We start from the raw sequence: 20,895 nt of genomic DNA, 5'->3' as shown, positions 1-20,895 counted from the left end.
GTCACAAACCGATCGATCCGCTCGCCGACCGCCGCCACCTGACTGAACGAGAATCCCCGGCACACACAAAGATACGGCAACTAAATCCATGTTGACGTCCTAGCTTCCGCCTACAGCACGGTCTGAGAAGCGTCGCCGCGGGGGCGGGGAGTACGACGATTACGGCTCGATCAGTCCGGAACGGATTGCGTATCGGGTCAGGGCGAGTCTGTCTCGTAGTCCGAGTTTCTTCAGGATGTTTGCGCGGTGCCGGTCGACCGTTTTGGCGCTGATACTCAAGGTGTTCCCGATTTCTCGGGTGGTGTCGCCTTCGGCGATCAGTTTCAGTATTTCCTCTTCGCGGGGGGTGAGGATGGTGGCCGGTAATGATTCTCCGTGCCGGGCTCGGTGCAGGTAGTCGCGGATGAGGGCGGTGACCGCGCCGGCGTAGAGGAAGGGTTCGCCGCGCAGGGTTGCCCGGCATGCTTCGAGCAGGTCGCGGTCGGCGACGGATTTGAGGACGTAGCCGGAGGCGCCGGCTTTGAGGGCCTCGAAGAAGTATTGCTCGTTGTCATACATCGACAGGATCAGGATCTTCACGTGGGGATGGGACCGGGTGATTTCGCGGGCCGCTTGTAGCCCGGTCATCCGCGGCATCGCGATGTCGAGGATTGCCAGGTCGGCCGGGGTGTGGGTGAGGGCAGCGATCGCCTCGTATCCGTTGGCTGCCTCGGCGACCACCTGCAGGTCGGGTTCGGCGTCGAGGATCAGCCGCAGGCCGCTGCGCACCATGGCGTGGTCGTCGGCGAGCAGAATGCGGGCAGGTTGCCTGGTCATCGCGGCCTCGATTGCACGTGGACCGGGACGATCAGCCGGATCTGCGTCCCCTCGCTGGACGACGAGTCGATGGTGAGGGTGGCGTCGACCAGCAGGGCGCGTTCGCGCATTCCGGTGATACCGGCACCGGCGGTGACCACTCCGCCCGTGCCGTCGTCGGCGATGCGCAGCGTCAGGTGTTCGTCGGTGGCATGGAGGTCCACCCGAACCTTGTCGGCCTTGGCGTGGCGAGCGACGTTGGTCAGCGCTTCTTGTGCGACGCGGTAACAGACGAGTTCGATGTTCGGGTCCAGCCGGGCGAGGTGGGCGTCGAGGTGTTTGACGACATCGACGCCGGTCGCCTGGGTGAATTCGCTGCACAGGGCGTTGAGCGCGCTGTGCAGTCCGAGGTCCTCGAGAACGTCGGGTCGCAGCCGACGGGCGATGCCACTGACCTCGTCGAGGCTGCCGCGCACGGCATCCTGGGCGTTGTGCAGGTCCCCGCGAAGTCCCGTCGGTGCTTTGTCGACGGCGCGTTTGAGCGCAAGCAGTGCGACGGTGAGGCTTTGGCCGATCTCGTCGTGCAGCTCGCGCGCGATCCGCGCTCGTTCGGCTTCCTGGGCGGCGAGTGCCGACCCGCTCGCCGAGGTTCGCTCGGTCTCGAGCCGGTCCAGCATGGCGTTGAACGAGGCGATGAGATGCCGGAGGTCGCCCGTGCCTCGGTCGTCGATCCGGTCGCTGCGGCGTGGGGGGTCTACTCGGCTCATGGAACTGGCGAGTTGGTCGAGCGGTGCGAGGCTCGACCGCAGCAGAAGGGCGTTCGCGGCGAGGATCGCGGCCAGTCCCACGACGAGCACCGGAATTTCGGTCAGCCGGATATGCGTCGACACTGTCGCCGGTGACAGGGCGAGGGCAAGGGTGCCGATCGTGAATACCAGCCCGTTGATCACGAATACTCGCCAGAACAGCGCGCCGGCAGGTGTTCGCGCTTGTCCTCGGAACCGGTCCACGACCGCTGCGCGACGGTTCATGGGTCCAGCTTGACCGCTGCACATCGCAAATGTCCATACATGTCGTTGCCCAGTGTAAATGGGTGTCGGACCCCATTGTGACAGCATCGATCGCCTGCACAGACTGGGTTCATCTCCAGTAGGGAGCTTCGATGTCCATCGATCGGACGACGGTACCCGGCAAGGGCGTGCTGCACCACGTCGTCGCCCGCGCCGGCGGACACCTCTACCTGCTGGTCGATCCCCGCGGCACCCGGCACATGCTCTGCTATGACGACTCCGATCTCGAGGTTCCCGCCCGGGCGATCGCTCTGGCACCGGACGAGGCCGACCAGGTGGCCGAGATCCTGCACAGTCAGCCGATCGCCGACCGACTCGCTTCGCTGGAACGACAGGTCAGGGACCTGATTCGGGGGCGAGGTAGATGATGACGAAGCGCTGCCCGCTGATCGCCGTGGTCGAACCCGCCCCACCCACCCCCGGAGTGGGCCGAAACGGGCATTCTGTGTGTGTCGTCCGGCCCGTTCACAATACGTCGCCGGCCGTTGCGATAGGCGTGGGGGTCCGCGGGAGGTGAGCATGCAACCGTCGGAGGAGGTGCGGCCGCTGTCGCGGGGGGCGGTCAGATCGATCTGGGTGCTGCTGGGCTTTGTGGCGTTGCTGGTGATCGGGCCGCGGCTGATCACCGTGTATACGGAGTGGTTGTGGTTCGGTGAGGTCGGCTACCGGTCCGTGTGGGGCACGATTCTGCTGACTCGGCTGGTCTTGTTCCTCGTGGTGACCCTGCTCATTGGTGCGCTGATGTTCGGCACCCTGATCTGGGCCTACCGGACGCGGCCCCTGTTCGCGGCCGCGGCCGCGACCAAGGATTCGCTCGAGCAGTACCGGACCGTGGCGATGAGCCGGCCCCGGTTGTTCGGCATCGGGATCCCGCTGCTGCTGGCTCTGCCGTTCGGGCTGAGCGCGCAAGCGAACTGGGCCACCGTGCAACTGTTCCTGCGTGGTGGCGATTTCGGCACGGTGGATGCGGAATTCGGGCACGACATCGGTTTCTATGTCTTCGACCTGCCGCTCTTCCGGCTGATCCTGACCTGGTTGTTCGTTGCGGTATTCCTGGCCTTGTGGCTCAGCCTCGCTGCGCACTATCTGTTCGGTGGGATCCGGGTGACCCCCCAGCGTGGCGGTAACCCCGTCGAGGTCACCGCCGCTGCGCGTGTCCAGCTCGCGGTGCTGGCGGGGTCGTTCGTGGCGCTGAAAGCGGTCGCGTACTGGCTGGATCGGTATGCGTTGCTGTGGGGCAGCCGTAAGGAACCCACCTTTACCGGGGCTGGGTTCACCGACATCAATGCCGTCCTGCCGGCGCGGCTGATCATGTTCTCCATCGCGATCGTGTGCGCGATCGCGTTCTTCGCCGCAATCGTGGTGCGGGATCTGCGGATTCCGGCGATGGCTACCGCGCTGCTGGTGTTGTCCTCGATCCTGGTCGGGGGAATCTTCCCGGCGCTGATGGAACAGTTCTCGGTGCGCCCGAACGCCGCCGACCGGGAACGCCCGTACATCGAACGCAACATCGCCGCGACCCGGCAGGCCTACGGACTGGGCCCGGACCGGGTGCAGTACGAGGCCTATCCGGGTGTGGGCACCCGGTCGCCGCGCGACGTACCGGCCGACGTCACCACCATCGCCAACGCGCGACTTCTGGACCCGAACGTGCTCTCCCGCACCTTCACCCAGCAACAACAATTGAAGAATTTCTACGGTTTCACCCCGACACTGGACATCGACCGATACACCATCGACGGGGAGGTCGCCGACTACATCGTCGCCGCCCGGGAGCTGTCCCCGAACAGCCTCAGCGGCAACCAAACCCAGTGGATCAACCGGCATCTTGTCTACACCCACGGCAACGGGTTCGTCGCGGCCCCCGCCAACCGGGTCAACGCCGCCGTGCGGGACGCCTCCGGGCAGAGCGCCAGCAGCGACAGCGGCTACCCGATCTATACCGTCAGCGATCTCGCGTCCCAAGCCGCCGGTGGGCAACTGATCCCGGTCGATCAACCCCGCATCTATTACGGCGAGGTGATCGCGCAGTCCGAGGGCCCGGATTACGCCATCGTCGGTGCCGAGGCGGGTGCACCGCCGCGTGAGTACGACACCGACGTCTCCACCTACACCTACACCGGCGCCGGGGGAGTGCCCATCGGGAACTGGATCAACCGGTTGGCGTTCGCCGCCAAGTACGCCGAACGCAACATCCTGTTCTCCGGCGCCATCGGGGCGGACTCGAAGATCATCTTCAACCGCGACCCCAAATCTCGGGTCGAGCACGTCGCCCCCTGGCTGACCACCGACACCAACCCCTACCCGGCCGTCGTCGATGGGCGGATCACCTGGATCGTCGACGCCTATACCACCCTCGAGCACTACCCCTACGCACAGTCCGGAGCGCTGACCGAGCCGGCGATCACCGACACCGGGCGCCCGCTGCCCCGGCAGGAGATCTCGTACGTGCGCAACTCGGTCAAGGCCACCGTCGACGCCTACGACGGCACCGTCACCCTCTACCAGATCGACCGGGAGGACCCGGTCCTGGCCGCGTGGATGAGCGTGTTCCCCGGAACCGTCAGGCCCGGCGAAGCGATCTCCGACGAACTGCGCGCTCATCTCCGCTACCCCGAGGACTTGTTCCGGATCCAGCGCCAGCTGCTGGCGAAATACCACGTCAACGATCCGCGGGAATTCTTCACCAACAACGCCTTCTGGTCGGTGCCGTCGGATCCGACCTCGGACAGCACGGGGCAACAACCCCCGTACTACATCCTGGTCGGCGACCCGGAGACGACGCAGCCGTCGTTCCGGCTCGCTAGCGCCATGGTCGGATTCAACCGTGAATTCCTCTCCGCCTACCTGTCGGTGCGCTCGGATCCCGACGGATACGGAACGATCGAAATCCTGCAGCTACCGACCGACACCCTGACCCAAGGCCCGCAACAGATACAGAACTCGATGATCTCCGACACCCGGGTGGCCTCCGAACGCACCTTGCTCGAGCGGTCGAACCGCATCCACTACGGCAACCTGCTCACCTTGCCGATCGCCGACGGCGGCGTCCTCTACATCGAACCGCTGTTCACCGAGCGACTGTCCACCACCGCCGAGGGCTCGACCTTCCCGCAGCTGGCCCGGGTACTGGCCAGCTACCGCGAACCCGGCACCGGCGGTGTCCGGGTCGGGTACGCCCCCACCCTCGCCGAAGCCCTCGACCAGGTCTTCGGTCCCGGCACCGGCCGCGCCGCCACCGCCCCCGGCGGCGACGCCGCCACCGCACCCCCACCAGCGCCCGAGGCCAGCCCCGGACCTCCGATTCCCGAGGTCGTGCCTCCGGAGTCAGTGCCGGAGGAGTTGACCGGCGCGGTCCTCGAACTGAACGCCGCCCTGACCAACCTGCGCGCCGCCCAGCACACCGGCGACTTCACCGCCTACGGCACCGCCCTCGACCGCCTCCAACGCGCCATCGACGGCTACCTCGCCGCCGGCGGCAACCTCAACTGAGGCCGAACACCGTCGCCGACACGCCCGATGTGCGCACCAACGATAGTGTTTCGCCGCTCGGCGATCAGGGAATCAGGGACAGGTAGACAATCGCGGCCAGGAGCACGAGCTGCACTCCGCCGTGGCGAGCGGTGGCGCGGCGGGGAACCACGGTGAGCACCCCGACGGCGACGGTCAGCGCCAGCACCACCAACTGCGCGGGCTCGAGGCCGAGCACCACCGGTCCGTCGAGCCAGACCTGAAGGCGATTTCGTCCGGCCGCCCGCACCGCAGTGAGCGTCGCAGGGAGCAGCACCAGCAGCGCGATCACTCCGCCCACCACCGAGCCGTCCGGCTGTTTGACGGCGAGGTGGCCGGCGCTCGCCGGTCAGCAGGGTGCCATCAGTGGCCGTCACGATATCCCACGGATGATCGAGCGCGCCGATTTCGGTCTCGACATCGAGGGGCGGGGAAAGGGTGCGGGGTCCGGGGGCGGTGCTCCGCACGCCGACCCGGCTGCGCAGCAGACCAGGCCGATCGCCCATTGCGAAAACCTGCGTGGTCTCCTCCGCCCTCGGATGAGGCGCGAGGGTGATGACGGCGATGTGCGCGCTCGGAGCACTACCTGATCATCGCACGACGTGCCGTCACTCGAGAACGATCTGGAAACGAAACAGTCTGACAAATAAGAAGATTGGGGTAAAGGCGCCGGAATGGACCCCACCGGTCCAGGCCGCCCATGGCTGACCGATTGGGTCCATCGCCCGTGTGGCGGCGTCCGACGGAAAATCGATTCGGCGTCGGCGTGCTCCGTACGGGCACACCCGCCCAATCTCGGTTGGGCGGACTCTCGCCTCGGTCTCGAAGGTCTGAGATCGCGATTTGCCGCTGCGTCGTGCGACTGGTTGGACGCTATCGCGATCCAAGGTAGAGCGCAAGCAAGGAGGCTCGGTTTCGGAACGACCGCCCCGCGCCCCGCCGGATCGACGCACCGAACGGAATGCGGGGACGGGCTTCGTCGGGCAACCTCTGGGGCGGCTTGAAGACCAGCGGCACCGGACGCGAACTCGGCTGGGCCGGAATCGAAGCCAACACCGAGGAGAAGGTCGTCACCATCATCCTGTAGCTTGCGGATCCTTCCCAACCGCGGACCGCGCCTCCTACCGAAGAGCAATACCAACACTTTGCAGGATCGTCGCCGGTCCGCCCCTCTTCGCCGACTATTTTCTAGGCGAACACCCAAGGCGCGTCAGATTCTATCGACGCATCGGGACTCGTAGAAGTTGGGCCCGTAGGCGTTCAACGGGAGCGTGGGTGCAGGCGGCCGCCGCGAGACTCGGCCAGCAGGATCGGCCGGTGCACGGTCTGCTGGGTGGCCGTTTCGGATTCGTTGTGCGCGAGGAGCTGTCGACGGATCGAGGCCTGATCTTCGGGGGAGGCGATCGCAGTGGCGCGCGCGTACGCCAGAATCGCTTCGTAGGTCGTCTCCGACAGTGAACTGAGAGGTGGAAGGATTCCCCCGTCCGCACTTGTGCGATAACGCTGTTCGAGGTCTCCGTCGTCTCGGAACCCTTGGAAGTAGCCGAATGCGGCCCATACCCCGTCGGCGTCGGAGTTGCCGATGAGTTGTTGGGTGGCCTCGTCGAGAACGAGGGCGAACGTGCGGGTGGTGGCCCGCAACCCGTGGTGGGAGCACTGCCGTTCGAAGAAGACCTCGTCGTGGCCGACGAGCGAGGACAGGATCAACTCGGTGCCCGAGCGCTCGATCGCTTCGATGACCTGCGCGAAGCCCGTGGTCCCGAGGGGTTGGTAGGTCTCGCCGACGACCGAGCCCCCGGCCTCGGCGACCACGCGCCGCGCAGCCCAATGCGCCCCGTACGACCACGAGTAACGCTGGCCCACGAAAAACCAGTGACAAGAACCTGTCTCGGCCATCAAGGCAGGGACTCCCGCGCGCAGCTGCGCAAGAGGTCGTTCACCCAGTCGGACAACACCCGTGCCGAGTCTGCCGCCTTCGTTGAGGACTGTGTGGACCAACAACACGCCGGTATTCCGCAATGCCGACGCGGCAGCGTTGAACGTCGCGGAGGTCACGCACGCGAACACGACGCGGCACCCGCTGCGCATCAGCCGCATCGCTGCGACGGTACCGACGACCGAGTTCGACGCATCGTCAGCCACAACCAGGTCCACGAGAACCCCACCGATACCGCCGTCAGCGTTGACTTCCTCGACCGCGAGCATTGCCAGCGCCTCGGTTGCCTGGGCAAACACCGCCGCCGACCCCGATTTACTCACAAGCAGACCGATCCGGTGCCGATCAGCACGCGGTCGCTCCGGCGGCGCATACCCGCGCTTGTGCGCGAGCCAGGTCAAGCCATCCTGATCCAGGCTCGACTCGACAACAACCCGGGTCCCGACTCCGTCAGGAAAAAATCGGACCACCAGACGGCCGCGCCATGGCTGGTGGTGAACAATCAGAACCGAACGGTGACGCTTGACGCCGGCGACATGGCCCAACAGGGTGATCGGCGCCCCCGCAAGGCCCTCCTGTCCAGTGTCGCCCACTGGCAACGAGATCGACACCGCCGCCCCAACCGTCAACTGCTCGCACTCGAGCTCGAGCAACCCGCCTGCCTCGAACCTCTCGAAAGTCCGTGCAGGCGGGTCGGGGGTGACAATTTGTGCGGTCACAGATAAACCGGCCACGTGCATTACCGCCTGAGAACGAGGTCGCCGGTCCGATCATGCCCGGCGACGTACCGATCCGCCTTCGGGATCGACCACCGGCGGGGTTGACGAGTCGCCGGTCATTGCGCCAGCGTCCAGAGCACGCTCGAGAACATCACGAAGAAACTGCAGAGCATCATTGGCCGGTCCTGCCGGGTCGATCGAATACAGGCGATGACGTCCCTGGCGCCGCTCGAGCACAACTCCGGACATGCGGAGTGCTCTCAAGTGCGTGGACACCGTGGTGCGTCCCACCGTCGATATCTGGTCGCTGATGAAGCCGGCGCTGCACTCCCCATGAGAGGCGAGTGTGTCCAAGATCTGGCGCCGGACCTGATCGGCCAGCACGGCAAACGCCAACTCTTCGTTCCGCTGAGTAGTCACTGCCTCCGGACCACGCTTTCCTGCAACCAAAAGCCGATATGTCAACAAGGGTCAACATATCGCAGGTGTCCCGGAAAGCAAAGCCTTGGCTCCAGCGGTGCCGATCGGGTATCGCCGATCGGCACCGCATACGGTGGTCAGCGGCCGCATTGCGAGGAACACCAGCCGGAACGTGCAGCGGTCCTAGTTCTTGACTGGGTGGGCGTCGCGCATCATGCCGGTCTGGGGGTGGCAGTTGATGTATTCGTAGAGTTGGTCGCTGGTGTCGAACACCGAGACCTCGTGATAGAGCCGCAGTTTGTCCAGGCCGGCAGCGACCTTGAAGAAGGTGGTGAAGATTCGCAGGTGGGTCGGATGGGATTCTGACCAGCGCTCGAGTTTGTCGAGCGAACTCCAGTGGCCGATGTTGTAGCTCAGATCGAGGAAGTTCCCTTCCATGTCGATGTTGCGGACAAACCGGTTGCTGTAGCAGCCCACCGATTCGCCGTTGTCGCGGAGAAAGTCCATGCCCTGCTGCAGGGTGGGGAGGATCTCGTCGAGATACAGGGCACGTTCTTCGGATTCGGCGTCTTTCCAATCCTGTCCGGACCGGATCAGGGTGATGTTGTCGTGGCCCTGGACGACTACCCGGCCACCCGCGGCAGGATTGCCGCTGATCACCCGCAGTTCGCCCGAGGGCTGCATCCAGTCAGTTTGGGACAGCGGGAAACGTTCGCGCATCGAACCCCAGTAGCCGTGTTCGTTGATGTCGCCGCTGATCCCATCCATGACAGCACCGACACCAGGGAGGCGGTCCTGGAAGGCGTACAGCGTTTCGAATTGCTCGGCCCGCGGGGCTACGATCTCACGGAAGTAGCCGAGTCCCTCCGCTAGTCGTTCGTCCGATGCCCACCAGTCGGCCACAGCCGGGTGTTGGAGCCAACGGGTGTGGGAGGCAATATCTTTCCAGTATCCCACGATCATCAGATTCTGGTAGCCCTGATTGTCCTCGTGATGGGTCAGGTCATGGTGCAGCGGTCCGTCGTCCAGATCGAAGCTGGCCACAATCTCGCGCATGGCCGCAAGCGCGGCCGGGCGCTGCTCCTCCCCGCGGAACTGCACGCCGAAGTACGCCATCGCGACCTGCTGCAAGCTCTCGTCGGCGCGTCCCACCCACATGGGGAATGGAGGTTGGTAGTCATCGGGCACACGCCGGGTCAACGTTCGCGGGCATGTGAGGTGGCTGCTGATTGCAGATTCCATGAGGACTCCTGATTCATCGAGTTGGGGCTTGCCGACAACGTTCGGCAACTCGGATAGATCGAAGCTACCTTTCGGCACCGGTGTGTATTTGACTGCGCGCGACAGATAGTTGGACGATGAGCGACAGTCGGCGAAGGAACCCGTGGGCCTGGCCGGCGAGCGCGCCGAGACGCGCCGCGACGGAGTAGGACCCGAACCACTCATATGGGTTCAGGGTCCCGTTCGTCGGGGAGCGGGGGACGCGTCAGCGGAGCGAGAGGTGCCGCGACGACTGCGGACGGTACGTGACGGTCGGGTAGCCGGTGACAGGATCGACGGTGACCGCCGCCCGCACCCGGTACACCTGCTCGACGAGGGCCTCGGTGATCACCTCGGCGGGACTGCCGGCGGCGACGATGCGGCCGACCTCCAGCACCACCACGCGGTCGCAGAACATCGCGGCCAGGTTGAGGTCGTGCAGGGCAATGTAACTGGTGAGGGGAAGTTCCGCGACCAGGGACAGGATGTCGAGCTGATGCTGGATGTCCAGGTGGTTGGTCGGTTCGTCGAGCAGCAGTTCGTCCGGTTCCTGCGCGAGCGCCCGCGCGATCTGGGCGCGCTGCCGCTCCCCGCCGGACAGGGTGTGCCACAGTCGGTGCGACTTCGACGTCATGCCGGTGTGCTCGAGCGCCCGCTCGACGGCCGAGGCGTCCGCCGACTCGTCGCCGCCGAAGACCCCGCGGTGCGGTATCCGGCCGAGCCGGACCACGTCGAGCACGGTGATGTCGACCTCGGTGTCGGAATGCTGATCGACCATCGCCACCCGGCGAGCGACCTGCCGTCGTCGGAGGGTCCTGACCTCGGCGCCGTCGAGGAGGACACTGCCGGAGCCCGGTTCGGCGATCCCGCTGAGCAGTCGCAGGAGCGAGGACTTGCCCGAGCCGTTGGGGCCGAGCAGTCCGATGGTCTCGCCGACCGCGGGGTCCACGGACACTCCGTCGAGCACGAGGTGTCCGCCGCGGCTCCAGCCGAGGTTCTTCGCGTGCAGCGTCATCGGCTGGTCCTCATGCGGAAGAGGATGACGGCGAAGGCCGGAACGCCGATCAGTGCGGTGACGACGCCGACCGGAACCTCTTGCGGTGCAAACACGGTGCGGGCGATCGCGTCCACCCACACCATGAAGACGGCGCCGACCACGGCGGTGGTGGGGAGCAGCCGGCTGTGCCGGGGACCGACGAGGAACCGTGCGGCGTGCGGCAGGACCAGTCCGACGAATCCGATCGCGCCTGCGGCGCTCACCAGGGCGGCGGTGACGAGTGCGGTGATGGTCAGCAAGAGGATCCGGATCCACCGCACAGACACGCCGAGTGCGGCCGCCGCAGTGTTCCCGAACGTGAAGGCGTCCAGCGCGGACGACTGGGTCAGGCACACCAGCAGTCCTACGAGAGTGACTGCCCCGCAGAGGGTGACGTCGGCCCAATCGGCACCGGAGAGCGAGCCGAGCAGCCAGAACAGCACCCCGCGGGTCTGTTCGGCGTCCGCGGACGAGATCACGATGAACGACGTCAACGCGGAGAACAGCTGGGTCCCGGCCACTCCCGCGAGCACCACTCGGGACGTGCCACCGCCTGCGCCGGCAGCGAGCAGCATCACCAGGACGAACGAGATCACCGCGCCCGCGAACGCTCCCGCCGACAGCGACACCGCGCCGGCGCCGAGACCGAGGACCGCGATCAGCACCGCCCCGGTGGACGCCCCCGACGAGATGCCGAGGACGAACGGGTCGGCGAGCGGATTGCGCAGCAGCGACTGCATGATCGCCCCGCACAGCGCCAGTCCCGCGCCGCAGACGGCGGCGAGGAGGGTGCGGGGCAGTCTCAGTTCCCAGACGATGCCCTCTTTGATGCGGCTGATGTCGGCGTTCCCGAATCCGAGGCGCTCGAACACGACCGCGTAGACGTCACCGACGGACAGGCCGGCGGGTCCGATGGTGATGACGACGGCGATCGACGCCGCCAGCACCGCGAAGCCGCCGAGCAGGCATGCCCCGAGCAGCGGCCGGGAGTCGAACCGTGTGGCCACCACGGTCAGTTCGCCAGTCCCCACTGCTTCAGCGCGGCTGCTGTCTTCTCGACGCCGTCGATGGTGCGGATCGACGGGTTCAGGTCGGCGCCGTTGACGACGATGTACCGCTTGTCGCGGACGGCGTTGAGCCGCTGGGTGACCGGATTCGATTCGAGGAACGCGATCTTGCTGGCGAGGGCGTCGCCGTCGATGCTGCGGCGGCTCAGGTCCGCGAGGACCAGAGCGGTCGGGTCGCGGTCGAGGACGCTCTCCCAGCTGACCTGGGGCCATTCGTTGGTGGTGTCGGCGAAGATGTTCTCGGCGCCGACGGAGTTGGTGATGATGCCGGAGGATCCGCAGCAGCCGGCCATGTACGGGGTGTTGGTGTCGGCGAACCAGTACGCGAGAGACACTCCGGAGGCCTCGACCTCACGCGAGGCGGCGTCGAACCGCTGCTGCAGTTCCGCGACGAACTGCTCGCCGCGGTCGCGGACGTCGAAGATGGCGGCGAGTTCGCGGATCTCCTCGTAGGCGGTGTCGATGCGCAGCGGTTCGGTGCGCGCTCCGTCGGCGTTGACGCTCTCGTCCGTCTTGCCTTCGCAATCGGTCGGCGACAGGTAGGTGGGGACACCCAGTTGGTCGAACTGGTCGCGATCGGCGACACCGCCAGGCCCGAGGGTGCCGCCGAACGAGGCCGTCACGAAGTCGGGTTCGGTGTCGAGGACCACCTCGAAGGACGGTTTGTTGTCGGCGAGTCGGGGAACCTTCGCGTTGTCGGCGGCCAGGTTGTCGCGGACGGGGTCGGTCCAGGTGGCGGTTCCCACCAGGCGGTCCGCCAGGCCGAGGGACAGCAGGATCTCGGTCGAGCCCTGATTGAGCGACACCGCCCGCTGGGGCGGGGCGTCGATGGTAACCGTGTGGCCGCAGTTCTCCAGGGTCATCGGGTAGCGGGAGGAATCCGAGGCGGCGGTCTCCTCGGTGGCGGGGGAGTCGCCGGCCGACGAACAACCGGAGACGAGCAGCACGGATGCCGCGGAAAGGATGGCAGCAGTCTGCCGGAACGAGATGCGCATGGCGCGGGAACTCCTTGGATCAGGGCCCAGGGCCCAGGGGCCAGGGTCCCGGAGGGCCCGTTGCTGTGTCGCGGTGAGTTCGCCAGTGAATCAGACTCAATGTTGGTCATCACAATTCGAGCGATTGCGACCGATCGGACAGGTTATGCAGGCCCATGTCTGCGGCCGCGGTCCACGGTCCGTCCGACCATGGTGATTGATTCGATGCCTTCTTGCAGGACGGGGTGCGGAGTCTGGGCTATCTACACGAGGTAGCTCTGCCGCCGTGATCATCGACGTACCTGCGCTCGTGGTGTGTATCCGCCAACTGTGCGAGCAGTTCCATTGACCGCATCTCGGCCCGTGCCACGGCGATTCTGCTGACAACGTCCTTCAGCCCAGTCGACCAACGGTGGGGACGCAGCAGCATTCCGAAGAGAGCGATGACAGCGTCGAGCAACAAGAACGGCATGATATTTCTCCGCATCCGGGCCCCGGCCGGGCAAGTCCGGACGATGACGATGGACCTCGAGAATCGCCACAAGTGCGAATGAGGGAAATTGCCACCTAGCATGAGGAATCGGTAGGCAGGACTGGACAAAGGGGTGGTTCGGCCCGCACCGATGTGTGATCGACGCGGGCCGAACCGTGATCGTCGAGGCTGCTCGACGGGCCGTGCGGGTCAGCTGGTCAGCGCGGGTGCAATCGCGACTGGTTCCCGGTGTGCCTCGTGGTGATTGGCGTTGCGAGGCGTGGCCAGCACTGTTCTTGTCCGTTCATCGAGGGCGCTGTCCGAGAGTGCACCTTTGTCGGCGAGCACGGCCTCGAGCGCGACGAGCCAGTGTTCGTAGTAGCTCCACGGTTCGGAACCTTGGCCGTTTTCCCATCGCCGGATCGACTCGACGAGCGAGAGCTGGAATTCGGACCACGCGTAGTGACCATTGTCGTAGGCAGCCACGGCCATCGCGAAGGCCCGCAACTCCCAGGGCTGCTCGAACGGCTGATCACCCGCGTCGGGCAGACCACAGACCAGGTCCTCGATGCGGCGCCGGGCCTCGTCGAGTTCGGTGGTGTCCTGGTGCACCGGGGCGCTCATGAGACCGGAGCGGCGACGGGGCCGACGCCGATCATCGAGTCCCGGGTCACCAGTGCCGCGAGCTGGTCGACGCTCAGCCCGTCGGTGCCGGCCGGACGTTGCGGCAGCACCCAGTACCGCAGTTCGGAGCTCGAGTCCCACACCCGGATCTCCACCGAGTCCGGCACCGTGAATCCGAAGTCCTCGGCGAGTAGCTTGCGGGGCTCGCGCACGATCCGCGCCCGGAAGGGCGGTGCCTTGTACCAGTTGGGCGGCAGACCGAGCACCGGCCACGGGTAGCAGGAGCAGAGGGTGCACACGATCACGTTGTGCACGGTGTCGGTGTTCTCGACGACGATCATGTCCTCGCCCTGCAGGCCACCGATGCCCAGTTCGCCGCAGGCAGCGGTGGCGTCGGCGAGCAGGCGAGCCTTGAACTCGGGATCGGCCCATGCCCGCGCCACGACCTTGGCGCCGAGCTGCGGCCCGACCTCGTTCTCGTAGACCTCCGCCAGCCGGTCCACCGCGGCGGTGGTCAGGACGCCCTTCTCGATCAACACCGCTTCGAGGGCCTTGACCCGGGCGGTGATCTCCTCCTGCGTGCGCAGGCGAGTGTCGGTTACGGCCATGTTCACTCCTTGGTTTCGGTGGTGACGAGGGTCAGATACGGCTCCCAGACGTCGAAGTAGACGACGCTGTTGGGATCGCCCGTCTCCTCGCCCCAGAGCTCACGCGCGGTAAAGCGGACGGTGTAAACGTGTTCGGGGGCGTCGGGGCCGCCGTTGCCGGCGCTGTCGGGATAGATGAAGGTGCCGTGTGCGCCGGTGATCACACCGGTGCGGCCACGGACGTAGCGTGCCCGGCGGGTGTGGCCGGTGGGGCTGTCGGCGGCGATGGTGACGGTGTCACCGACCGAGAACGCGGCGACCTTGTCCGATTCCCGGACGGCCGGTGCCCCGCCGGTGACGGCGGCGTCGACGAACGTGAGCAGCTCGGGGTCCTCACGCTGCGGCAGTGGGGCGTTCGGGTTGTCCAGGTAGAACTGGGTGAGCCGGTCGAGTTCGGCCGGGTCGATGACGCCGGCCTTTTCCCCGGCGTGCTCTGCGACGTGCGCCCAGTGCTCGTAGTAGTTGGACAGTAGGTACTCGGCCGGGTCCATCTGCTCGATGCCGTGCCGGAAACTGTCGACGTTGAACAGTCCGGCACGGAAGCAGCTGGCGAAGAGGGAGAACGCGATCTTCTCCCATTCGGCGCGGAAGACCGGTTCGTCGTCCTCGGTCACCACCGGGCCGAGACCGTCCGTGCCGCCGAGATCGAATACTCCGTTCATGCGAAACTCCTTGCGGTCGCGGCGACCGGTGGCGTGGGGAACGCGCCGACCGCCTGTTCGTAGGTGTGTGCCACGCGTAGAACCGTGGCGTCGTCGAAACGCTTGCCGATGATCATCAGACCGGTCGGCAAGCCGCCGACCAGATCGGCAGGGACCGAGCACGCCGGGTGCCCGGTGACGTCGAAGGGGGCGGTGTTGCCCACCATCGACAGCGCGACGTGCAGGTAGTCACCCAGGCTGGCATCGGCCGGAGGGATCTCTTGAGCGGTGTAGGGGACGGTGGGCATGACCAGGACGTCGTAGCGGGCGAGCGCGGCGTCGTAGGCGGCGCGCAACTCGGGCACGAGCTGGCGGGCCATTGCGTAGTACTTCCCGCCGCCGACCTCGAAGGTGTAGCGGCCCGACAACCCGACCAGCTTGACGGTCTTGGACAGCTCGTGGCCGCGCTCGAGGCGCTGGGCGGCGAAGTGCGCGACCAACTCGGGGTCGTAGAAGCCGTCGGTGTTCATCCCGTAGGCGTTGCCGTCGAGCATCTGGTAGGCCGCGCCCTCGGTCGCGATCACGTTCCACACGTGCATGGCATCGAGATGCCAGGGAATCGACACCTCCTCCGCCGCGAGTCCGGCACCGCGCAGGACATCGACCGCGGCCCGGACGGCGGCATCGACGTCCGGATCGGACACGGGCGTGCCGAAGCCTTCGGCCACGACACCCACCCGTAGCCCGGACGCCGGTTCGGCGATCGCGGACACGTAGTCCACGACCTCGATCCCGGTGGGCTGGCGGGGATCGGCTCCGTCGGGACCGGCCAACACACCCAGCATGAGGGCCGCATCGGCGACGGTGCGGGTGATCGGGCCGAGATGATCGATGGTCCGTTCGATGGGAAACGCCCCGGTGTAGGGCACCAGCCCATGCGTCGGCTTGTGCCCAACGATCCCGCAGAACGCCGCAGGAATGCGGATGGAGCCACCCTGGTCCCCGCCGACCGCCAGATCGACTTCGCCACTGGCGACGAGTGCGCCACTACCACTGGAGGATCCACCGGAATTGCGCGTCGGATCCCACGGGTTGCGGACCGGCCCCGGCTGCGACGTGAAACTCGCCCCGGAGAAACACAGGTCCTCACACACCGACTTGCCGGCGATCGTCGCACCGGCATCGAGCAGACGGCTCACCACCGTCGCATCGTGACGGGGGACGAAACCCTCCACGGTGCGGGATCCGTTCATCATCGGCACGCCGGCGACGGCGACGTTGTCCTTGACCGCCACCGTTTTGCCGGCCAGCGGGCCGTCCGGCGCGCCGGTGGTCTCGGTGGTGACGTACCAGGCGCCCAGTCGGTTGCGTTCCGGGGTGGGCACGTTCCAGGTCCGCTGCGGCGCCGGTGATACCGAGCGTAGATAGAGCTCTTCGACCGCATGAGATGCGGCGAGGGTGGCCTCGACCGCGGGAGCGAACTCCTCGAGATCCGCAGCGGACAGGCCGAACCGGCAATGCTGGTCAAGCTCGGCCAGGCGTGCGGAGTCGGGTGGGGGCAATGTGGACATGTACCGATGTCTCCTTCGGTTAGACCGCGGCGCCCGCGGGGACGCGGTCGAGCACGGTCAAGAACCCAGTGCGGTTGTGGCAGTTGATGTACTCGGCGGTGGAATGGTCCCGGCTTATTACCGCGGTCTCGCGGTAGTAGCCGACCGGCCCGGTCGACAGCCGTGAAGCCCAGAACATCTCGACGCTCTCCTGTGCGGCCCACCGGTGATAGTCGTCCGGACAGAACCAGTACGCCCTCAGCGTGGCGTTGGCGAATCCGAAGGTATCGATGAATTGGCCTCGATCGAGAACCGTCGGACGCGGATCATGGTCGAACAGCCCCAGCATGTCGTCGGCCGCTGCGTTCGCCTGTTCCAGGCTTGCTGCCTGCACACCGAACTGGGCGAACAGAACCTCCGTTACACCCTCGGGATAGGTGATCGACCACCTATCGAACCGCGGCGCGTTGGCGGTGATGCGGATATCACGTGGCATCGCAGCGCAGCCTCCAACACAGATCGTCAATCAGTCAGGGAGGTCCCCTGGACCGTCCGGAGATTCCGGCGTACTCGAACGGTAGGCGCTTCCAACGCGCCGTGTTTGACGCTCAGCGACAGCACTCTTTGCACTCTGCGACAGGGTCATCGCGGGGTGTTGCCGTCACCTGATAATCGAAGAGAAGAGCCGGTGTGAGGCGCGAGGGCGGGCGCTGTTGACCACCCCGCCTCGCCAGCGCTCTCGCTAGGCTGGGCGGCACTGAGATGGGAATGGAGGGCCCAATGTCTGCGCAAAAGGCGTTCGATGCGATCGCGGACCCGGTGCGCCGCGAAATTCTCCGCCTTCTCGTCGACCACGACGAATGCAGCGTGAGTCAACTCGCCGGGAGTATTCGCAGTGTCGGGCGCACCGGCGTGTCCACCCATCTGCGGGTGTTGCGTACAGCGGGCCTGGTCACGGAACGGAAGGCGGGCCGATTCCGGCTCTATTCGGTCGATGCGACCGGACCCGCGCGGGACGTGCTCGTGGAGATGCACGACTTGTTCCGGGACTTTCCCGCCGGCTCCGGACGGAGCACCACGGACCGTGTGCCCGCCGGTTCCCGTCGAGTCCGGTCCGAATGAGTCACCCCCCCAACGTCTCCACACCACGACGTGGCCATACTGTTTCGTGCACGTAAATAAGTCAGTACTCATTGACATGTCGTTCCTGTCCTCCTAGCGTGGGGTTCACGCGAGGAGAAGGAGCTGTTCATGTCGTTGTTGCCGCCGCCCGATGGTGACCTCGTGGACAGTGCCTGTCCGGATTGCCGCTCCGCGGACACGCACGCGCTGCCGCCTTTCCCGCAGCCCGCGACGGCGACACCGCAACATCGCTGCGAGATAGTGCGGACCACCGCGCTCGGCACCTGGATCGACACGATCCGCGACACGTTCGTGGCACTGGACATCGCGCCAGCCGAGCAGGAGCGCTTCACCGGCACGGTGCACACCCGTCACTTCGCGCACCTCGTGGCGGCCGACGTTACGGCGACATCCCAATCCTTCCGCAGAACGTCGAGGCTGACCAACCTGCACCCACTCGAGTTGATGCAGATCGGCATGGTGGTCGCCGGCGAGGGACAGCTCATCCAGGACGGACGCACCTGCACCCTCGGCCCCGGAGATTTCGCCCTCTACGAGAGTTCGCGACCGTTCACATGGAATCTGCGTCCAGAGTGGCATCTGCGTGTGTTCACCTGGCCGCGCGCCGCGGTGTCGCTCACCGAGAGCCAGTCGCAGGAGTTGACCGCCCGGACCGTCAGGTCCACTTCGCCTGTGGGGCAATTGCTGTCACCGATGCTGTCGAAGCTCCTGGCCGCAGAAGGAGGCGTTTCGTCGGCGGGTGCCGCAGGCCTGGCCGGTGGCCTCGCGGATCTCGCCATCACGGCGGCGCAAGAGGAATATCACTCCGAAGATCCGGATGCCGGTGCGCGGGACCTGTATCTGAGCATGGTCAGGTACATCGGACAGCACCTGGACGACCCGGACCTGTCCCCATCCGGCATCGCGCAGGCATTTTTCGTCTCCACCAGAACCGTGCACCGAGTGTTCGCACGCTTCGACGCGACTGCCGCTGCCACAATCCGTGAACACCGGCTCGAGGCCTGCCGCCAGGCGATGGTGGCCCCACGTAACACGCCCCGATCCTTGACCGACATTGTTACCCACTTCGGGTTCGTCGATCTGTCGGTCTTCAGTAGGGCGTTCACGGCGACCTACGGCATCAGTCCTAGCCGGTACCGCGAACAACACCGATGATCGAGGCCCGATAGTCGATTCGCCGAGCGCCGGCACGTCAGCAGTCACACCGATGCTTCTGATGGGCGTTGCACATTCACCGCATCCGTTCACGCTTCGCGGATCGTGCCGAACGGTGGCTGGACGAGTCGCTGATCGCCCGTGAAGCGGACGATGGCGCGGAAAGCAAAAGTGACTGTCGCTGAGGGCCAAGCACAATGCATCGGCGGCTTCTATCCTTCGATGACGCCCGAAGATCGAAATGGTTCAGCGCCTGCCCTGAATCACCAGCGGACTGCAAAGTAGTCCGAAGTGCCACAACATATCCGATCCGTCGATGCGATTCAGGCTGAGAGGCACCCGGGACCAGACGCCGACAGCCGTATCCACCCTCGCGGCCAGCGAACTATCGCTGTAGAGACAAAGGACAACCATGGCGTCCGTAGCCCACTCGTTCACCACCCGATGGACCAGCGCCGAGCGATCGCGCCTCGCCGCGATCGTTGCGGCCATCGCCGTCCTGCACGTCCTTGGGTGGAGTCTCTACCTCTGGCAGAGTGAAAGCCTCGCGGCCGCCAGTGGCTTCGCCGGAGCAGGGACCCTCGCCTACATCCTCGGCATGCGGCACGCCTTCGACGCCGATCACATCGCCGCGATCGACGACACCACACGGCTGATGCTCGTGCGCGGACGACGGCCCGTCGGTGTCGGTTTCTTCTTCGCGATGGGCCACAGCGCCGTCGTGCTGGTGCTCGCCGTTCTCGTCGCCGTCGCCGGGGCCAACCTCAGCGATACCAGCCTCGATGGGATACGCAGCGTCGGCGGCACCATATCGATCCTGGTCGCGATCGGCTTCATCGCCCTTGTTGCCGTGCTCAACGCCGTCGTGTTGACCGGGCTGACCCGCCTGTGGCGCCAATATCGCCTCGGCGCTCTTCGCGCCGAACAGATCGACCTGCAACTGCTGAACCGAGGTCTGGTCAACCGTGTTCTCGGCTCCCGCGCACGCAACCTGATCAGGTCTTCCTGGCACATGGCGCCACTCGGCTTCCTCTTCGGGCTCGGTCTCGAGACCGCCAGCGAAGTCACCCTGCTGGCACTGTCTGCGACGACCGCGGTCAACGGCGGCATGTCGTTTGCCGCTGTCCTGACCCTGCCGCTGCTGTTCGCGGCCGGCATGTCGATGATGGACACAGCCGACAGCCTGCTCATGACCCGGGCATATTCGTGGGCCTACCGCAGCCCTGGCCGCCGCTTGTACTACAACCTGGCCACCACCGCGATGACCGTCGTCATCGGACTGTTCGTGGCCTCGGTCTACCTCGCCGGAGCACTCACCGACCACTTCGGAGTAACCATCGGCTGGATCGGCTGGTACGGCGCCCTCGCCGATCACTTCGAACTGTTCGGATACGTCATTGTCGGTCTCTTTGTTGCGTCCTGGCTGGGCGCGGTGCTGCTCTGGAAGCTGCACTACCACAAAGCCGAAGCCGAGCGCGCTCCCGATCCAACCGTGTCAGCCTTCTGACAAGGAGCGCACCGGACCACCACTGAGAGTGCCGCTGACCGCACGATGCCCACCCATCGGACCAACCAAACTTCCCACGGGATCGAGAGTTGCTGTACACCCATAAAGACATCCTGGGCGCCCAGGTCATCGGGGTGCCGGGGCGCGAACCGCCCGCCTCGTCGCAGCCGATCCCTCACTCACGGCGCCCAACCCCGATTCCCGGGGTCCGGCGCCGAATGGTCCGAGATGACCTGGCGGAGAGCGCAGGATCGCCGACCGGCGAGATGCTGGCCTGGCGATGTGGACCGGCCACCGCCGCCACCGTTCGGTAGCGCCTGCGTGACAACTCCCGACGTCTGCGACGTCCACGCGATCAGACTCAGTCAT

19 protein-coding genes and 1 pseudogene are annotated in these 20,895 nt (G+C 66.0%); 6 read left to right on the top strand and 14 right to left on the bottom strand.

Annotation, left to right across the window (positions count from 1 at the left end; genetic code table 11):
* Positions 1-159: 159 nt before the first annotated feature.
* Both P3H15_RS17410 and P3H15_RS17405 read right to left on the bottom strand, forming a co-directional pair.
* Positions 160-816: a response regulator transcription factor gene (locus tag P3H15_RS17410; RefSeq protein WP_276138392.1), complete on the bottom strand. Its 657-nt coding sequence runs from the start codon at positions 814-816 to the stop codon at positions 160-162.
* On the bottom strand, positions 813-1,826 hold the full coding sequence (locus P3H15_RS17405) for a histidine kinase (RefSeq protein ID WP_276138391.1): 1,014 nt from the start codon (positions 1,824-1,826) through the stop codon (positions 813-815). The genes P3H15_RS17410 and P3H15_RS17405 overlap by 4 nt, the downstream gene beginning before the upstream one ends.
* 131 nt (positions 1,827-1,957) lie before the next feature.
* Here P3H15_RS17405 and P3H15_RS17400 point away from each other — a divergent pair, with 131 nt between their 5' ends.
* Both P3H15_RS17400 and P3H15_RS17395 read left to right on the top strand, forming a co-directional pair.
* Positions 1,958-2,233: a hypothetical protein gene (locus P3H15_RS17400; protein ID WP_276138390.1), complete on the top strand. Its 276-nt coding sequence runs from the start codon at positions 1,958-1,960 to the stop codon at positions 2,231-2,233.
* A gap of 151 nt (positions 2,234-2,384) precedes the next feature.
* On the top strand, positions 2,385-5,357 hold the full coding sequence (locus P3H15_RS17395) for a UPF0182 family protein (protein ID WP_276138389.1): 2,973 nt from the start codon (positions 2,385-2,387) through the stop codon (positions 5,355-5,357).
* A gap of 64 nt (positions 5,358-5,421) precedes the next feature.
* On the opposite strand, the pseudogene P3H15_RS17390 reads toward P3H15_RS17395, so the two are convergent.
* Positions 5,422-5,682, bottom strand: a pseudogene (locus P3H15_RS17390) (ionic transporter y4hA); the annotation flags it as partial.
* Between the two features lie 654 nt (positions 5,683-6,336).
* On the opposite strand from P3H15_RS17390, the gene P3H15_RS17385 reads away from it, so the two are divergent.
* Positions 6,337-6,462: a hypothetical protein gene (locus P3H15_RS17385; protein ID WP_276138437.1), complete on the top strand. Its 126-nt coding sequence runs from the start codon at positions 6,337-6,339 to the stop codon at positions 6,460-6,462.
* 173 nt (positions 6,463-6,635) lie between these two features.
* Here the strand turns inward: P3H15_RS17385 and P3H15_RS17380 are convergent, their stop codons facing one another.
* From P3H15_RS17380 to P3H15_RS17330, 11 genes are all read right to left on the bottom strand, one after another.
* Complete coding sequence (locus tag P3H15_RS17380) at positions 6,636-8,051, bottom strand: ABC transporter substrate-binding protein (RefSeq protein WP_276138388.1); 1,416 nt, start codon at positions 8,049-8,051, stop codon at positions 6,636-6,638.
* A gap of 30 nt (positions 8,052-8,081) precedes the next feature.
* Complete coding sequence (locus P3H15_RS17375; RefSeq protein WP_276138387.1) at positions 8,082-8,426, bottom strand: helix-turn-helix transcriptional regulator; 345 nt, start codon at positions 8,424-8,426, stop codon at positions 8,082-8,084.
* 207 nt (positions 8,427-8,633) lie between these two features.
* Entirely contained in the window at positions 8,634-9,692 is a 1,059-nt protein-coding gene (locus tag P3H15_RS17370; protein ID WP_276138435.1) for a phenylacetaldoxime dehydratase family protein, read from the bottom strand.
* Positions 9,693-9,936: 244 nt separating this feature from the next.
* Entirely contained in the window at positions 9,937-10,725 is a 789-nt protein-coding gene (locus tag P3H15_RS17365) for an ABC transporter ATP-binding protein (protein WP_276138386.1), read from the bottom strand.
* On the bottom strand, positions 10,722-11,726 hold the full coding sequence (locus P3H15_RS17360) for an iron ABC transporter permease (RefSeq protein ID WP_276138434.1): 1,005 nt from the start codon (positions 11,724-11,726) through the stop codon (positions 10,722-10,724). The genes P3H15_RS17365 and P3H15_RS17360 overlap by 4 nt, the downstream gene beginning before the upstream one ends.
* Positions 11,727-11,758: 32 nt before the next feature.
* Positions 11,759-12,808, bottom strand: coding sequence for an ABC transporter substrate-binding protein (locus tag P3H15_RS17355; protein WP_276138385.1), 1,050 nt, complete (start codon positions 12,806-12,808; stop codon positions 11,759-11,761).
* A 661-nt stretch (positions 12,809-13,469) separates the two neighbouring features.
* Complete coding sequence (locus P3H15_RS17350) at positions 13,470-13,883, bottom strand: nitrile hydratase accessory protein (RefSeq protein ID WP_276138384.1); 414 nt, start codon at positions 13,881-13,883, stop codon at positions 13,470-13,472.
* Positions 13,880-14,491 carry a nitrile hydratase subunit alpha gene (nthA, locus tag P3H15_RS17345; RefSeq protein WP_276138383.1) on the bottom strand — a complete coding sequence of 204 codons (612 nt, stop codon included), beginning with the start codon at positions 14,489-14,491 and terminating at the stop codon, positions 13,880-13,882. The genes P3H15_RS17350 and nthA overlap by 4 nt, the downstream gene beginning before the upstream one ends.
* A 2-nt stretch (positions 14,492-14,493) precedes the next feature.
* Positions 14,494-15,192, bottom strand: coding sequence for a nitrile hydratase subunit beta (gene nthB / locus P3H15_RS17340; protein WP_276138382.1), 699 nt, complete (start codon positions 15,190-15,192; stop codon positions 14,494-14,496).
* Entirely contained in the window at positions 15,189-16,742 is a 1,554-nt protein-coding gene (locus P3H15_RS17335; RefSeq protein ID WP_276138381.1) for an amidase, read from the bottom strand. The genes nthB and P3H15_RS17335 overlap by 4 nt, the downstream gene beginning before the upstream one ends.
* A 19-nt stretch (positions 16,743-16,761) precedes the next feature.
* The gene (locus tag P3H15_RS17330; RefSeq protein WP_276138380.1) at positions 16,762-17,217 is read right to left on the bottom strand and encodes a phenylacetaldoxime dehydratase family protein; all 456 of its coding nucleotides are present in this window, start codon (positions 17,215-17,217) and stop codon (positions 16,762-16,764) included.
* Between the two features lie 284 nt (positions 17,218-17,501).
* On the opposite strand from P3H15_RS17330, the gene P3H15_RS17325 reads away from it, so the two are divergent.
* The 3 genes from P3H15_RS17325 to P3H15_RS17315 all read left to right on the top strand — a co-directional run bounded on the left by P3H15_RS17325 (position 17,502) and on the right by P3H15_RS17315 (position 20,526).
* Positions 17,502-17,843 carry a helix-turn-helix transcriptional regulator gene (locus P3H15_RS17325; protein WP_276138379.1) on the top strand — a complete coding sequence of 114 codons (342 nt, stop codon included), beginning with the start codon at positions 17,502-17,504 and terminating at the stop codon, positions 17,841-17,843.
* A gap of 129 nt (positions 17,844-17,972) precedes the next feature.
* Positions 17,973-19,019: a helix-turn-helix domain-containing protein gene (locus P3H15_RS17320; protein ID WP_276138378.1), complete on the top strand. Its 1,047-nt coding sequence runs from the start codon at positions 17,973-17,975 to the stop codon at positions 19,017-19,019.
* Positions 19,020-19,431: 412 nt separating this feature from the next.
* The gene (locus P3H15_RS17315; RefSeq protein WP_276138377.1) at positions 19,432-20,526 is read left to right on the top strand and encodes a HoxN/HupN/NixA family nickel/cobalt transporter; all 1,095 of its coding nucleotides are present in this window, start codon (positions 19,432-19,434) and stop codon (positions 20,524-20,526) included.
* Positions 20,527-20,895 lie beyond the last annotated feature (369 nt).

Source organism: Rhodococcus sp. T2V (assembly GCF_029269925.1).
Taxonomy (GTDB): Bacteria; Actinomycetota; Actinomycetes; order Mycobacteriales; family Mycobacteriaceae; genus Rhodococcus_F; species Rhodococcus_F koreensis.
Note: the sequence above shows the minus strand (reverse complement) of the source record. Positions and strands in the feature narration are given on the sequence as shown.

Bases quoted from the DNA above. Each gene is read 5' to 3' on its own strand.
- P3H15_RS17350 (WP_276138384.1), bottom strand. From the start codon at position 13,883: ATGAGCGCCCCGGTGCACCAGGACACCACCGAACTCGACGAGGCCCGG.
- P3H15_RS17365 (WP_276138386.1), bottom strand. From the start codon at position 10,725: ATGACGCTGCACGCGAAGAACCTCGGCTGGAGCCGCGGCGGACACCTC.
- P3H15_RS17410 (WP_276138392.1), bottom strand. From the start codon at position 816: ATGACCAGGCAACCTGCCCGCATTCTGCTCGCCGACGACCACGCCATG.
- P3H15_RS17400 (WP_276138390.1), top strand. From the start codon at position 1,958: ATGTCCATCGATCGGACGACGGTACCCGGCAAGGGCGTGCTGCACCAC.
- P3H15_RS17330 (WP_276138380.1), bottom strand. From the start codon at position 17,217: ATGCCACGTGATATCCGCATCACCGCCAACGCGCCGCGGTTCGATAGG.
- nthB (WP_276138382.1), bottom strand. From the start codon at position 15,192: ATGAACGGAGTATTCGATCTCGGCGGCACGGACGGTCTCGGCCCGGTG.
- P3H15_RS17405 (WP_276138391.1), bottom strand. From the start codon at position 1,826: ATGAACCGTCGCGCAGCGGTCGTGGACCGGTTCCGAGGACAAGCGCGA.
- P3H15_RS17320 (WP_276138378.1), top strand. From the start codon at position 17,973: ATGTCGTTGTTGCCGCCGCCCGATGGTGACCTCGTGGACAGTGCCTGT.
- P3H15_RS17380 (WP_276138388.1), bottom strand. From the start codon at position 8,051: ATGCACGTGGCCGGTTTATCTGTGACCGCACAAATTGTCACCCCCGAC.
- P3H15_RS17395 (WP_276138389.1), top strand. From the start codon at position 2,385: ATGCAACCGTCGGAGGAGGTGCGGCCGCTGTCGCGGGGGGCGGTCAGA.
- P3H15_RS17315 (WP_276138377.1), top strand. From the start codon at position 19,432: ATGGCGTCCGTAGCCCACTCGTTCACCACCCGATGGACCAGCGCCGAG.
- P3H15_RS17325 (WP_276138379.1), top strand. From the start codon at position 17,502: ATGTCTGCGCAAAAGGCGTTCGATGCGATCGCGGACCCGGTGCGCCGC.
- P3H15_RS17385 (WP_276138437.1), top strand. From the start codon at position 6,337: ATGCGGGGACGGGCTTCGTCGGGCAACCTCTGGGGCGGCTTGAAGACC.
- P3H15_RS17355 (WP_276138385.1), bottom strand. From the start codon at position 12,808: ATGCGCATCTCGTTCCGGCAGACTGCTGCCATCCTTTCCGCGGCATCC.
- P3H15_RS17370 (WP_276138435.1), bottom strand. From the start codon at position 9,692: ATGGAATCTGCAATCAGCAGCCACCTCACATGCCCGCGAACGTTGACC.
- P3H15_RS17335 (WP_276138381.1), bottom strand. From the start codon at position 16,742: ATGTCCACATTGCCCCCACCCGACTCCGCACGCCTGGCCGAGCTTGAC.
- nthA (WP_276138383.1), bottom strand. From the start codon at position 14,491: ATGGCCGTAACCGACACTCGCCTGCGCACGCAGGAGGAGATCACCGCC.